Annotated in this window: 11 protein-coding genes; 4 read left to right on the forward strand and 7 right to left on the reverse strand. The window is 35.2% G+C overall.

Features of this window, described 5'->3' with window-relative positions:
• Positions 1-16: 16 nt before the first annotated feature.
• The 3 genes from ABTV69_RS03690 to ABTV69_RS03700 all read left to right on the forward strand — a co-directional run bounded on the left by ABTV69_RS03690 (position 17) and on the right by ABTV69_RS03700 (position 3,470).
• On the forward strand, positions 17-778 hold the full coding sequence (locus ABTV69_RS03690) for a type 1 glutamine amidotransferase domain-containing protein (RefSeq protein ID WP_433834334.1): 762 nt from the start codon (positions 17-19) through the stop codon (positions 776-778).
• A 183-nt stretch (positions 779-961) separates the two neighbouring features.
• Entirely contained in the window at positions 962-2,119 is a 1,158-nt protein-coding gene (locus ABTV69_RS03695) for an iron-containing alcohol dehydrogenase (protein ID WP_433834335.1), read from the forward strand.
• A 355-nt stretch (positions 2,120-2,474) separates the two neighbouring features.
• Positions 2,475-3,470, forward strand: coding sequence for an NAD(P)H-dependent glycerol-3-phosphate dehydrogenase (locus ABTV69_RS03700; RefSeq protein ID WP_111287351.1), 996 nt, complete (start codon positions 2,475-2,477; stop codon positions 3,468-3,470).
• A 280-nt stretch (positions 3,471-3,750) separates the two neighbouring features.
• Here ABTV69_RS03700 and ABTV69_RS03705 read toward each other — a convergent pair whose 3' ends face one another.
• The 4 genes from ABTV69_RS03705 to ABTV69_RS03720 form a co-directional block, all read right to left on the reverse strand.
• The gene (locus ABTV69_RS03705; RefSeq protein WP_008465394.1) at positions 3,751-4,158 is read right to left on the reverse strand and encodes a hypothetical protein; all 408 of its coding nucleotides are present in this window, start codon (positions 4,156-4,158) and stop codon (positions 3,751-3,753) included.
• 90 nt (positions 4,159-4,248) lie between these two features.
• Positions 4,249-5,268, reverse strand: a complete 1,020-nt coding sequence (locus tag ABTV69_RS03710; RefSeq protein WP_198855280.1) for a phenylalanine--tRNA ligase subunit alpha — start codon at positions 5,266-5,268, stop codon at positions 4,249-4,251.
• Positions 5,269-5,424: 156 nt separating this feature from the next.
• The gene (locus ABTV69_RS03715) at positions 5,425-5,808 is read right to left on the reverse strand and encodes a hypothetical protein (protein ID WP_433834336.1); all 384 of its coding nucleotides are present in this window, start codon (positions 5,806-5,808) and stop codon (positions 5,425-5,427) included.
• A gap of 219 nt (positions 5,809-6,027) precedes the next feature.
• Complete coding sequence (locus ABTV69_RS03720; RefSeq protein ID WP_144216869.1) at positions 6,028-6,384, reverse strand: hypothetical protein; 357 nt, start codon at positions 6,382-6,384, stop codon at positions 6,028-6,030.
• 243 nt (positions 6,385-6,627) lie between these two features.
• Between ABTV69_RS03720 and ABTV69_RS03725 the strand changes: the two genes are divergently transcribed.
• Entirely contained in the window at positions 6,628-7,173 is a 546-nt protein-coding gene (locus ABTV69_RS03725) for a CvpA family protein (protein WP_433834337.1), read from the forward strand.
• Between the two features lie 696 nt (positions 7,174-7,869).
• Here ABTV69_RS03725 and ABTV69_RS03730 read toward each other — a convergent pair.
• The 3 genes from ABTV69_RS03730 to ABTV69_RS03740 form a co-directional block, all read right to left on the reverse strand.
• On the reverse strand, positions 7,870-10,278 hold the full coding sequence (locus tag ABTV69_RS03730) for a glycoside hydrolase family 95 protein (protein ID WP_433834338.1): 2,409 nt from the start codon (positions 10,276-10,278) through the stop codon (positions 7,870-7,872).
• Between the two features lie 208 nt (positions 10,279-10,486).
• Entirely contained in the window at positions 10,487-12,433 is a 1,947-nt protein-coding gene (locus ABTV69_RS03735; protein ID WP_433834339.1) for a sialate O-acetylesterase, read from the reverse strand.
• A gap of 113 nt (positions 12,434-12,546) precedes the next feature.
• Entirely contained in the window at positions 12,547-14,049 is a 1,503-nt protein-coding gene (locus tag ABTV69_RS03740) for a cellulase family glycosylhydrolase (protein WP_433834340.1), read from the reverse strand.
• Between the last annotated feature and the right edge of the window lie 63 nt (positions 14,050-14,112).

Raw genomic sequence — 14,112 nt, forward strand, 5'->3', positions numbered from 1 at the left:
TCAAAATTTAATATTTATGAAAAAAATAGCACTATTCGCAATAACTGCATTTACAGCCGTAAGCCTTTCTGCTGAGGCTCAAAAATCAAACAAGAAGAATATGAAAAAAGTATTATTTGTTGTTACCAGCAATGACAAACTGGGCAATACAGGAGAAAAAACAGGATTCTGGTCAGAAGAATTTGCTGCACCATATTACGAACTATTAGATCAAGGTGTTGAAATTGCAATTGCATCTCCGCTTGGAGGTCAGCCACCGATTGATCCAAAAAGTGCCGACCCAGCTTCAGCAACCGAAGACACAAAACGTTTTGACGCTGATAAAGTTTTACAGGAAAAACTAAAAAACACTTTGAAACTTTCTACCGTTAACCAAAAAGATTACGATGCGGTATTTTATCCAGGAGGTCATGGTCCGCTTTGGGATTTGGTTGAAAACAGAAGTTCCATCGCTTTAATCGAATCTTTCTACACACACAACAAACCAGTTGCTTTTGTTTGCCACGCTCCTGCCGTTTTAAAAAATGTGAAAGTGAACGGAGAATATCTGGTAAAAGGCAAAAAAATAACAGGTTTTACCAATGAGGAAGAAGAAGCCGTTGGGTTAACCAAAGTAGTTCCGTTTTTATTGGAAGATGCTCTTTCTTCAAACGGAGGAATTTTTTCAAAAGGACCAAACTGGCAACCTTACGCAGTAGCAGACGGCCTTTTAATTACAGGTCAGAACCCAGCTTCCTCTAAATTGGTGGCAGCAAAATTACTGCAAGAGTTAAAGTAAAGGTGCTAAGATTCTGAGTTGCTAAGCTACTAAGTTTTTTACTTAGAGAACTTAGTAGCTTAGCATCTTATAAACTCAGCAACTAAAAAAAATTAATAAATCACATGTTACGTTTCTGAGAATCTACGTTCCAACAGAAAAACTTAGAATCTCAGAATCTTAGCATCTTAGAACCTTAAAAAAATGCTAAACTTTGAATTATACAATCCTACAAACTTAGTTTTCGGAAAAGGACAAATTGAGAAATTATCTACTTTAGTTCCAAAAGATGCAAAAGTACTTTTGGCTTATGGCGGTGGAAGTATTTTTAAAAACGGAATTTACGATCAGGTAATCAACAATCTCAAAGGTTTTGAAATTATAGAATTTGGCGGAATTGAACCAAACCCAAGATTTGAGACTTTAATGAATGCTGTTGATGTGATCAAAGCTGAAAAAATCAATTTTATTTTGGCTGTTGGCGGTGGATCTGTAATTGATGGCGTGAAATTTATTTCGGCAGCCGTAAACTTTGATGGAAATCCAATTGACATTCTTCAAAAAAGAATTTTGATTAAAGAAAATGCAATGCCATTCGGAACGGTTCTAACACTTCCTGCAACGGGAAGCGAAATGAATTCTGGATACGTAGTAACAATTGAAGCAACTCAAGAAAAATTATCTTCCGGCGGAAGTGCTTTATTCCCACAATTTTCTATTTGCGATCCGACAGTTATTTCGTCTTTACCAAAACGACAAATAGAAAATGGTGTTGTAGATGCTTACACACACGTTATGGAACAGTATTTAACATATCCAACCGATGCTTTTTTACAAGATAGAATTGCAGAAGGCGTTCTTCAGACTTTAATTGAAGTTGGTCCTGGAATTGTAAAAAATCCAACCGATTACACTTTGGCTTCTAATTTTATGTGGAGCTGTACAATGGCTTTAAACGGATTAATCCAAAAAGGTGTTCCTAGCGATTGGGCAACGCACATGATTGGCCATGAACTGACAGCGCTTTATGAAATTGATCACGCAAGAACTTTGGCGATTATCGGCCCAAGTTTATACAACGTAATGTTCGAAACTAAAAAAGGAAAACTAGCGCAATACGGAAGAAGAATTTTCAACTTGACAGGTTCTGACGAAGAAGTAGCAAAAGAAGCCATCAATAAAACAGTTGAATTTTTCCATACAATGGGAATGGACACTAAACTTTCTCAATACACAGAAGATTATTCTAACACAGCCGATTTTATCGTAAAACGTTTTGAAGAAAGAGGTTGGAATGGTTTAGGAGAAAAACAATTGGTAACTTTAGATAAAGTAAGATCTATTGTTGAACTTTCATATTAAATAAAATTCCAAATTTTAAAAAAAATCCAAATTCCAAAACTAACTAAATTTTGGAATTTGGATTTTTTTTAATTGGAATTTAAATAAAAAGGCGTTCTTAACAAGTTTAGGAACGCCTTTTCAAAATACTAAAACAAAACTAACTAACTCAATTTTTTTTAAATTCATTAAAATTCTAATTTGTAAATTGTTATAACGCATAGCGATTTATTTTATTGCATAGTATTTTAAAAAATATTTTAAAGCTTAAACTTCTTGAAGTCATTGTAATTAAAGGTGTTTTTCAAAATTTATTAAATCAGATTTTGCTTTATTAGCACATTATTAAGTACTTTTGTTTTAAATTATTAAAATAATGAGCGAAAATTTAAAATTTGCAGTGATTGGTGGAGGAAGCTGGGCAACGGCAATTGCAAAAATGTTATGTGTAAATCTTTCTGAAATTTCGTGGTACATGCGCAATGATGCCGCAATCGAGCATATCGAGAAATTCAAACACAACCCGAACTACTTGAGTTCTGTTGAATTTGACACCAAAAAACTGAAATTAACCAATAATATAAACGAAGCAATAGAATATGCAGATTATATCATTTTTGCAATTCCATCTGCTTTCTTAGATGCCGAATTAAAAAACATGACGGTTTCTTTGTCAGACAAAATCATTTTTTCTGCTATAAAAGGAATTGTTCCTGAAACTAGTTTAATTGTCGGCGAACATTTCCACATTCAATACGATATTCCCTACTACAATATTGGAGTTATTACAGGTCCTTGTCACGCGGAAGAAGTGGCTTTAGAAAGACTTTCGTACCTTACAATTGCTTGCGGTGATCCGGATAAAGCTAAAACGGTAGCAAAGACACTTTCTGGAAATTATATCAAAGCAAAAATTTCAGATGACATTATTGGAACTGAATATGCGGCAATGCTAAAAAACATTTACTCTATTGCTGCCGGAATTGCTCATGGTTTAGGTTATGGCGATAACTTCCAATCGGTTTTAATGAGTAATGCTATTCGCGAAATGAAAAAATTCATTAGAAAAGTGCATAAAATGAAGCGTAACATTAATGATTCGGCTTATTTGGGCGATTTATTGGTTACAGGATATTCTGTTTTCTCTCGAAATAGAATGTTCGGAAATATGATTGGAAAAGGTTACACCGTAAAAAGTGCCATGATGGAAATGAGCATGGTTGCCGAAGGTTATTACGCAACAAAAAGCGCTTATAAACTAAATCAAGGTTACGGTGCCAAAACGCCAATTATCGACGCTGTTTATGCCGTTTTATACGAAGGAAAAGACGCTAAAACGGTTTTCAAGAAATTGACGGAGTCTTTGGATTAATCCTTTTTAGATCAAATAGAAGAAAAAAGCAAGAGGAAAGATTTTTGAAAATTGGATTCTAGAAGAAGCATGAAGCAAGAGGAAAGACATTAATGCTTTTGAGAAAATAGAAAGAAGCAAGAAAAAAGACTTCTTAGAAATAGAATAAAGGGAAAGAGCCAAGACTGAATTTCAGTTTGGCTCTTTTTTTATTTCAACACAAAGAGAAAAATCTTTCCTCTTGCTTCTTGCTTCTAATTTTTCAAAAGTCTTTTCTCTTGCTTCTTTCTTCTTAAAAAATCTATTTCACCATCACCCCTTCAACAAACAAAATCGGCACTTCTTCCGTATTGTTTTCGTCAAGCGAATTGGCTTTGAAAATGAATTTCTTGTCGTACAATGTATTTCCGATGAAGAAAGTTACCATAAATTCGTTATTAAGCGCTAAAAGGCTCTTTTCTACCAATTCTATCTTTACTACAGAAACAGAAGGAACCTCAACAAAAGCATGACGCAGAATAGATGTTTTTTTCATTTCTCCATCAATTGTTCCGAAAGCTTTTGAAACTACCATTACGCTGTCTAAGTTAAAATCACTGTCATTAACTAAATAAGCGTACCATACTTTTTCCATAAAATCGTCGCTCCATTCCTGCACTGCAGCTAGAAAGACGTTTTCAACTTCTGGAATTATTATATCTTTTTTCATACTAGTCGAAAGTTTGAAAGTCATAAAGTCGAAAGTCAAAAACCTGCTTTGAGACTTTCAACTTTCGACTTTACGACTTTATGACTTAAATTATATATTTGCTTTAAATTGCTCTAAGAAACGAACATCATTTTCGTAGAACATACGGATATCTCCAATTTGGTATAAAAGCATTGCAATACGCTCTACTCCCATTCCAAAAGCGAATCCGTTATATTCATCTGGGTTGATATCACAGTTTTTCAAAACGTTTGGATCTACCATTCCGCAACCTCCAATTTCTAACCAACCAGTTCCTTTTGTAATTCTATAATCGGTTTCTGTTTTTAATCCCCAATAGATATCAATCTCAGCACTTGGCTCTGTAAATGGGAAATAAGACGGACGAAGACGAATCTTAGATTTTCCGAACATTTCTTTAGTGAAATAAAGCAACGTCTGTTTCAAATCGGCGAAAGAAACATCTTTGTCAATGTACAATCCTTCCACTTGATGGAAAATACAGTGCGAACGAGATGAAATCGCTTCGTTACGGAAAACTCGACCTGGAGAAATCGTACGGATTGGCGGTTTATGATTTTCCATATAACGCACCTGAACAGATGATGTATGCGTACGCAACAACACATCTGGATTGGTCTGAATGAAAAACGTATCTTGCATATCACGAGCTGGGTGATATTCTGGCAAGTTTAATGCTGTAAAGTTATGCCAGTCGTCTTCGATTTCTGGACCTTCAGAAACGTTGAATCCGATATTAGCAAAAATATCAATGATTTGATTTTTAACGATAGAAATTGGGTGACGAGAACCAATAATTACAGGTTCTGCAGCACGCGTTAAATCTCCAAAAATACCTTTTGATTCTTCTTTGCTTTCAAGTTCTTCCTGAATAACTCTTACTTTTTCTTCAGCAACAGCTTTTAAAGTATTTATAACTTGCCCAAAGTCCTTTTTCTGGTCGTTTGGAATATTTTTAAATTCAGTAAAAAGTTCTTTTAATAAACCTTTGCTACCTAAATATTTAATACGAAATTGTTCTAAAGATTCTTTGTTTTTTTCATTAAAGGCTTTGGCTTCCTCTATATGTTGTTTTATCTTATCTATCATTTTCATTCAGTTCTTGAGAATACAAATTTAAGTATTTTGTTTAAAGTTTAATGTTTAAAGTTCAAAGTTTCCTTCACAACTGCAAAACAGAATCTTTAAATTACCATACGGCCTATTAAATCTGTATAAATTATCTGTTTCTAAGTCTCTTCAAAGCTATTTTATTAGACTTAGTTTTTCTTCTATTTTTTTGACTTTTTCATGCCAATAATCTAAACCTTCCTGATTTAGAACTATTTCTTTTTTATAATTAGAGGAAATCTTTCCTAATTCCTGCCAGTTTTTATTCGCATCGCGTTCTTTTTCTTTTTTAGTGGAAGGTTCAATTCTATTGCGCCAAAAATCCATATTTTTCAGATAGGTACTTTTCATTTCTTCAAAATACGCTATCAGTTTTTCTTTTGAATTTGGAATATAGCCTGGGCCGCTACAACCACAGGAATGAAACGTAATTCCAACAGAAAACAAACTCTTAATATGTTCCCATTTCTTTAAATCGTCTTTTTTAGGCGATTCAAAATCCAGTCCCATATTTGCCATTAACTCCCCACATTGCGGACATTTGGCTTCAAAACCGGATTCGCCAATTTTTATATCCCTAAAAAGCCTTCTTTTAAAAGTCTTCCGACAATTAAAGCAGGCATAATGAGGTTTATAAATGGTCATTGCATATCTGCACATATTTTTTCAGTTTTCAGTCGCGGTTTTCAGTCGCAGTCTTGTTACTAAAAACTGAGACTGCGACTGAACACTAAAAAACTACTCAATAAGTTTTCTTTCTAAAAAATAATTTACAATCGCTTCTTTCATTAAAACCGATTGTTCACCAGCTTTTAACGGAGGTAATTGTTCTTTTATTTTATAATGTGGCCAACCTTCTTCGTCAAAATATTCGAATTCGTAAAATCCGTATGGCTCCAATAATCGACAGATTGCGATGTGCATTAAGTTCAGTTTTTCGTCTTTCTTGTATTCACGGTGCACTTTTCCGTATTCCTGAACTCCTATTAGGTAAATTATAGAATCCAAATCTAAATCTTCACCTTGCGAAAATTGGTTTGAAAGTATATCAACGAGCTTTTCCCATCGCTCTTTTAATTGTGTATCTCTAGACATTTAATTTATGATTTTTGATTGTAGATTTTAGATTGCTGATTTAAAAAATATAATCCTGAGGGGGCAGAATCGCAATCTAACTCTAAAATTAGAGTTGCAAAGATACAATACTCTTTACATAAAATGCATATAGAAGCTTTGTAGTTCTTTTAAAGTCCAAAACCTTTGTCACTTTGTCCCTCTGAGCCTTTGTCCCTCAAAAAAAGATATATCTTTGCGCCTCATTAAACACCAAACCCAAACATGAGTTTTTTTGATATTATCGTTGGTGCGCTTTTATGCTATAGTTTATACAAAGGCATTAAAAACGGACTTTTTGTAGAAGTTGCTTCTTTTATTTCATTGCTATTAGGAATTTACCTTGCAATTAAATTTTCGTCTTTAATGACCGAAATGATTTCAAAACATGTTTCTTGGAATCCGACTAATATTCAGATTACCGCTTTTATCTTAACTTTTATTCTCGTTGTAATTGGCGTTTATTTCTTAGCCAAAATTTTAACCGGAATTGCCGATTTTGCTATGCTCGGTTGGATGAACAAATTAGGAGGCGGATTTTTCAGAGTTTTAAAAACCATTCTGATCCTAAGTATTTTTATTGCTTTGTTCGAAAAGATCAATTTCAACAACACTTTTGCCAAACAAGAAACGCTGGATAAATCTATTTTCTATAATCCGGTGAAAAAAGTCGCTGCTTTTGTGTATCCATCAATCGAAAAATGGTACGAAAGTTTTAAAAAAGAACATTCTCAAAAGCCTGAAGAAAAAGAAAATTCAGAAAAAGAATAGTTAAACATACACGAAACCCGGCTGGTTTTAAAACCTTTCGGGTTTATTACTAAAAAGCCTTATAGGAAAAAGCCTCAGAGAGGCTAAATATTTATAGATATCATTTCTACACACAGAAGAGCTTCAGAGAAGCGAAATATTTATAGATACCATTTTACGTAAATACAAAAAGCTCCAGCGGAGCGACATATAAATTTATCCACAATGAATATGTCGCTCCGCTGGAGCTCTTCTATCTTGAATATTTGTTATTTTCTATAAATATTTCGCTCCTCTGGAGCTTAGTTTGAAAACGAAACCCGACAGGTTTTAAAAACCTGTCGGGTTTATTACTAAAAAGCCTTATAGGAAAAAGCCTCAGAGAGGCTAAATATTTATAGATATCATTTCTACACACAGAAGAGCTTCAGAGAAGCGAAATATTTATAGATACCATTTTACGTAAATACAAAAAGCTCCAGCGGAGCGACATATAAATTTATCCACAATGAATATGTCGCTCCGCTGGAGCTCTTCTATCTTGAATATTTGTTATTTTCTATAAATATTTCGCTCCTCTGGAGCTTAGTTTGAAAACGAAACCCGACAGGTTTTAAAAACCTGTCGGGTTTATTTTATCGTTTGTCAGGCTGAGTGGAGTCGAAGCCCAGTCCTAATTGGAGCGTCCTTCGACTTCGCTCAGGGTGACAATAATTATTAAAAAATAATCTCTTTCTTCTCTCCTTTTTTCAAAACAATTTCCTGTTTTTTATCACCAAAAATCAGAGTTGTTTTTCCTCCAATTTTAGAAGAAACGATTACTTTTTTCGGTTTTTTATTGCTCCAATTCATTTCGATTTCAAAACCGCCACGAGCGCAGATTCCTTTTACGGAACCTTCTTCCCAAGCATCTGGTAAAGCAGGAAGCAATCTAATTTCGTTTTCATCTGACTGAACCAACATTTCGGCAACAGCTGCTGCACCTCCAAAATTCCCATCAATTTGAAATGGCGGATGCGCATCAAATAAATTTGGATAGGTTCCTCCACCTCTTCTTGGCGTTACCGTTTTCTTACCGTCTGGATCAACGTAGCGCAATAATTCACGATACATTTTGTACGCACGATTTCCGTCCCAAAGTCTTGCCCAAAGATTGATTCTCCAACCTTTTGACCAACCTGTGGTTTCATCGCCTTTTATTTCTAAAGTTTTCTTTGAAGCTTCTGCCAAATCTGGAGTTTTCAAAGGCGTAATATGATCGCCAGGGAAAAGTCCGAATAAATGCGATTGATGACGGTGTTTCGGATCATTATCTTCCCAATCAAAATACCATTCTTGCAGATTCCCTTTTTTACCAATTTGATATGGATGAAGTTTTGTTAATGCTTTTTCTAATTTATCTCTAAAAGCGGCATCGGTATTTAGCACTTTTGAAGCGTTTATCGTTTTTTCAAAACATTCACGAATCATGGCTAAATCAGCAGTTCCTCCATACATAGTTGCGCCAACAAATCCATCTGCTAGTTTATACTGATTTTCTGGCGAAGTCGATGGTGATGTAATTAAGTTCCCGTTTTTATCCGTCACTAACCAGCCCAAGCAAAATTCCGCCGCGCCTTTCATTAACGGATAACCTTCTTTTTTTAAATAATTCTGATCTTGCGTAAAAGTATAATGCTCCCAAATATGTGTACTCAACCATGCTTGTGCCATTGGCCAGCATGCCCACATTGGATCCTCTTTTCCAAATTGTCCGACAGGATTGGTCATGGCCCAAATGTCTGAATTGTGCGCCGCTGCCCAACCTTCGTTTACCCCATAAAAAGTCTTTGCCGTAACTTTTCCCGTTACCGAAAGGTTTTTTATAAAACTCAAAAGAGACTGATGCATTTCTGAAAGATTGGTGTTTTCTGCCAACCAATAATTTTCTTCCAGATTAATATTCATCGTATAATTACTGCTCCAAGGCGGACTCAAATGCGGATTCCAAAGTCCTTGCAAATTAGCAGGAACTCCAACCGTTCTAGAAGAACTGATTAATAAATATCGTCCGAAATTGAAATACAGAATCTCTAAGTTTTTATCTTCGCTTCCGTTTGAATAACGCAATAAACGTTCATCTGTTGGCAAATCTGGAGCGGTTGTTTTTCCCAGATTTAAATCTACACGATTGAAGAATTTTTGATAATCGACAATATGATTTTCTTTTAGTTTATCGAATGGTTTTGCATACGCTTTATTTAGATTTTGTGCTGCAATTGCCAAATCGTCGACCCCTTCTGTTGCTGGATTTTTATCAAAACCATTAAAACTGGTTGCCACCGATACATAAATATAAACTTCAGAGGCATTTTTTATTGTTAAAGCGTCTCTCGAACTTGTAAGCTGTCCGTCTACTTTTTTGACTTGCAATAAAGTGGTGAATCTTGTTCCTCTTTCTGGAATCTGTAAATATTTTTCTTGAACTTTATATCCTGCATTTTCATGAATTGGCGCTGTGCCGTTCATCATCAAAACATTGTTTCGAACAGAAACTTCCGATTTTAATAAACTGCTTAAGCTGACATCAAAATTTAAAGCGCCTTTTTCGCTACTCGTTAGTTTAACCACCATGACTTGATCTGGAGCCGAAACAAAATATTCGCGTGTATATTTTACGCCGTCCAATTCATAAGTCACTTTTGAAGTTGCGTTGGCAAGATCAAGTTCTCTATAATAATTGGTCGCTTTTCCCTTTTCTGAATTATTGATTACCAATGTTCCCAAAGGTGCATACGATTCAGAGTTTTTTCCTTGAACTTTTTTGTTCAGCTCTTCGGCTAGTTTATAGTTTTCGTTTTTTAATGCTTCACGAATTGCCGGAATGTTTTTATACGCTTCTGGATTCATGTTTGCATTTACGGGTTCACCAGACCAAAGTGTAATATCATTCAAATAAATTTTATCTGAATTTACGCCACCAAAAACCGTTGCTCCCATTTTCCCATTTCCTAAAGCCAAGCTTTCTTCAAAGAATTCTGCGGGCTGTTTGTACCATAAAACATTTTTGGATTGTGCCAAAATGTTTTTTGCGTAAAATGTGAGAAGTAAGATGAAAAATGTTTTTTTGATGATTTTTGAATTCATAGGCTTATTGTTTTTGGGAATGTTTTATTTCAATCTGGTATTGACCGACCAGATGTTCCTAACGGAACATTTTCGCGATTTTATTTTTTTACCAACGGATTTCATCCGTTGCTACCGACCAATTGTTCCTAACGGAACATTTTTGTATTAGTTAAAAAGCTTTGTGCTTTGTGCTTTGTGCTTTGTACTAATTACTTTTCACTAATTACTATTTACTCACACTATATTTCTCGTTTGTCGTAATCATTTCCCAATTGTCGGTTCTGAATTGCGATGCAGGAAATTTTTCTTTATTGAAAAGATTGATTGCCGTATCGTCGTCTGCCCAACCGTAATGCACTGCAACTGGATTTTGAACCTGATCGCTAGAAACGATTACTTTATTGTCTTTTATTATCGCTTTCGCGGAATGAAAAACTTTGTCTGCGCCTGCGATTTCGAATCCTTTTAATTCATCGTTGTTTGGCGTTGATAGTCCGCTGCCAATGTTATCGAAAGTCAGAATGATTTGGTTACCTTTTATTTCTTGAGATTTGTAAGTCGGTCCGCTGTGAACTTGTTTTTTACCGTAAATATCGTTCATCGCGATAGCTGCCAAACGCAAACCAATATCTTGTTTGTTGGTTGGGTGAATGTCTTTTGCGTTTCCGATATCGGTTGTAATCGCCATTCCTGTGTTTGGCAATTTTAAAGTTTCAGATTGTGCTTCACGAAGTTCTGCCCAACGGCTTCCTTTTTGGCTGTTGCCTCCAAATTCGTCGAAAGTTGATAATTGAACGAAATAAAATGGAAAATTGCCTTGTTTGAATTTCGTTCTCCAATCGTTGATCATTAAGGGAAATGCTTTTTTGTATTGTTTTGCTCTCCAAACATTCGCTTCGCCTTGATACCACAAAACGCCTTGCATCGCGTAAGGAACCAACGGATTTACCATTGCATTGTACAGTAACGACGGATAACTATTTGGCGAAACTTCGATTCTTACTTTTATTACATTGAATTTCCAAAGTCCTTCAAGCGGAAGATTTGAATCTTTAAAATCGATTTTTAGATCTTCTGGATCGCCGTAGATTCCTCCGCCGCCGCTGTAATCTGTAATTCTAACGGCGATTACGTTTGTTCCTTCTTTTAGGACATTTGCTGGAATTTGGTAGATTCTTTTTGCATCCCAAAGATTATTGGTTCCAACTTCTACTCCGTTTACATAGGTTTTATCTTCATCGTCTACTTTTGCTAAATGTAGAATTGCTTGCTTTTTAGCTTGTTCTGCTGTTAAAACAATTGTTTTACGCATCCAGACAATTCCGTCAATATTTCCAATCTGCTGATTTTCCCAAAGTGAAGGCACTTTTATTTCCGGCCAGTTTTTGTCTTGAAAATTTGCGTTTTTGAATTGATCTTCGTTTTCCATTGAAACATCCAATCCTTGTACTTTTTTCAGATTGTCTAAAACCGATTTTTTATAGGTTTCGAAAATGGCATTGATATCAACTGTTGGCACATTGGCAATCATCGACTTGAATTCGTCGCTTTTTTCGAAAGCTTCACGGCTTGTCCAAGTTTCTACATTTGTTCCTCCCCAAGAAGTATTGATGATTCCTATTGGGATTTTTAATTCTGAATATAATTTTCTAGCAAAATAATAGCCAACTGCGGTAAAGTTGCCTACATTTTCTTTGTTGGCAACTTCCCATTTTCCTTGTTTTAAATCGTCTTTTGGTGTTCCGCTTAAATCTTGCGCAACGCCAAAATGACGAATCATTGGATAATCTGCACTACTAATTTCTTTTTCAGAATTCATGGTTTTGAAAACCTGAAATTCCATATTCGATTGTCCGCTGCAAATCCAAACTTCTCCTACCAAAACATTTTTGATGGTAATTTTATTTTTTCCGATTACGATTAATTCGAATGGTCCGCCCGCTTTTTCAGCAGCTAAATTTACCGTCCATTTTCCATTTTTATCGGCTGTTGTTTTCTTAATTTGTTGGTTGAAATGAATTTCTACGCTTTCATTTGCATCAGCAAAACCCCAAATCGGAATTTGCTTGTTTCTCTGCAGCACCATTCCATCAGAAAATATTAAAGGCATTCTTATATTAGCACTAGATATTGCACTAATTATCAACAAAATAAAAACTATTAACTTTTTCATTTATTCCAATTTTTTATTTTTTCACCACATAAGTGATATAAGATATTTTGAGTTTTTAATTAGAAATGCACTTAAATTTACTTATATCACTTATATGGTTTTATAACATTTTTTTACTTTAATCCGTCGATTAATGCGTTTAAAGCTTGTGTGTCGAAGACGGTATTATTGCTTCTATTCATGATTCCGAAACCGTTGTTTCCTAAGCTTCCTTCGTCCCAATAAAAAGGTAATAATCCGTTTGCTTTTGCCGTTTTTACCACCGTTTTTAAATAATAAGCTCTCGAATTTAAATGTAACGTTAAAGCATCTCCCGTTAAAGTTGTTCTACGAATTGCGCCAAATTCTCCTAAGAGAACCGGAATTCCTTTGTCAACAAATTGCGTTTTCATCAATTTGAAATTCTTTTCTAAATCGTCTTCTTCTCCCCAAGTTGCATTTCGTTCTGTATCAGTTGTAGAGTGAAATCCTGTTCCCCAATAGTAGAACATTTTACCCCAAGTTTCGTCTTTAGTTAAACCTGCGAAATTCCACGGAGAATAATAATGCACTTCGACCATCATTCTGCCAGTAACTTTATCAGTAGGCAATGTAGTCATTAATTTGTTTGTTTTTTCAATGTCTGTCGTTGGACCTTGAACTACCAAAACACGAGTCGCATTTTTTCCTCCTGTCGAACGCACAGCATCAATAAAAGTTTGGTGATACGAAGTCAAAACTGCCATTTGAGTTGCATCTTCAACGGCTGGTTCGTTGGCACTTGCAAAAAGCAAATGTTCATCAAAACCTCTTAAATGTGTTGCGATTTGTTCCCAAAAAGCTTTTTGTTTGGCATTGTTTTCTATTTTTTTAGCTTCAGTGATATTGTTTTCCAACCATCCACCGTCCCAGTGAATATTTACTACAACATACATATCGTTGTCTACACAATATTGCACTACTTCTTTAACTCGGTTTAGCCAATCTAGTTTGATTTTGGCTGTTGCAGCATTTTCTAAATTCTGATTCCAAGAACACGGAATTCTAATCCCATTAAATCCATTTGCTTTTACAGCATCGATTAAAGCTTTAGTCACTTTTGGATTTCCCCAAGCGGTTTCACCTCCAGTTGCTTCTAAAGTATTTCCGATATTCCAGCCTAGTTTAATTTTAGCCGCCAATTCAACTGCCGAACTTCCCATTCCCGCAGCATCTGCTGCAATCGGATTGGTATTATAGCTTGGATATAAACTCATTACAGCAGCCGCAGCCTGCGAAACCGAAATTGGTACAGAAGGCACTTCATTGCCCGTTAAAGTAACTACTGCATTTCGTATTGAGCTTGTAGTATTTTCTAAAGCAGTAATTTTAACTACTGTACTTCCTGAAGGTCCAGTCGTCTGACTTACTTTTACCCAACTAACAGGGCTACTCAAAGTCCAAGCAACTCCATTAGAGTTAACCGTTACTTCTATTGTATTTTCTTTACTTTCGAAATCAATTTTATTTGTGCTTGCACTCAGCATTTTTATGCTTACTGGAGTATTATCTTCTTTATCAGAACTACAAGCTAAAACTCCTAAAAAAGCAAAGCATAAAATAAAACTCAAGAGATAATCTGTGATTGTTTTTTTCATTTGGTTTGGTTTAAGTTAAGTGTAAGTTTTTAAAATCAACGCCAGCTTTTATGGGGCTGGCGT

Source organism: Flavobacterium anhuiense (assembly GCF_050990855.1).
Taxonomy (GTDB): domain Bacteria; phylum Bacteroidota; class Bacteroidia; order Flavobacteriales; family Flavobacteriaceae; genus Flavobacterium; species Flavobacterium anhuiense_C.

Bases quoted from the DNA above. Each gene is read 5' to 3' on its own strand.
- ABTV69_RS03690 (WP_433834334.1), top strand. From the start codon at position 17: ATGAAAAAAATAGCACTATTCGCAATAACTGCATTTACAGCCGTAAGC.
- ABTV69_RS03695 (WP_433834335.1), top strand. From the start codon at position 962: ATGCTAAACTTTGAATTATACAATCCTACAAACTTAGTTTTCGGAAAA.
- ABTV69_RS03700 (WP_111287351.1), top strand. From the start codon at position 2,475: ATGAGCGAAAATTTAAAATTTGCAGTGATTGGTGGAGGAAGCTGGGCA.
- ABTV69_RS03705 (WP_008465394.1), bottom strand. From the start codon at position 4,158: ATGAAAAAAGATATAATAATTCCAGAAGTTGAAAACGTCTTTCTAGCT.
- ABTV69_RS03710 (WP_198855280.1), bottom strand. From the start codon at position 5,268: ATGATAGATAAGATAAAACAACATATAGAGGAAGCCAAAGCCTTTAAT.
- ABTV69_RS03715 (WP_433834336.1), bottom strand. From the start codon at position 5,808: ATGGCAAATATGGGACTGGATTTTGAATCGCCTAAAAAAGACGATTTA.
- ABTV69_RS03720 (WP_144216869.1), bottom strand. From the start codon at position 6,384: ATGTCTAGAGATACACAATTAAAAGAGCGATGGGAAAAGCTCGTTGAT.
- ABTV69_RS03725 (WP_433834337.1), top strand. From the start codon at position 6,628: ATGAGTTTTTTTGATATTATCGTTGGTGCGCTTTTATGCTATAGTTTA.
- ABTV69_RS03730 (WP_433834338.1), bottom strand. From the start codon at position 10,278: ATGAATTCAAAAATCATCAAAAAAACATTTTTCATCTTACTTCTCACA.
- ABTV69_RS03735 (WP_433834339.1), bottom strand. From the start codon at position 12,433: ATGAAAAAGTTAATAGTTTTTATTTTGTTGATAATTAGTGCAATATCT.
- ABTV69_RS03740 (WP_433834340.1), bottom strand. From the start codon at position 14,049: ATGAAAAAAACAATCACAGATTATCTCTTGAGTTTTATTTTATGCTTT.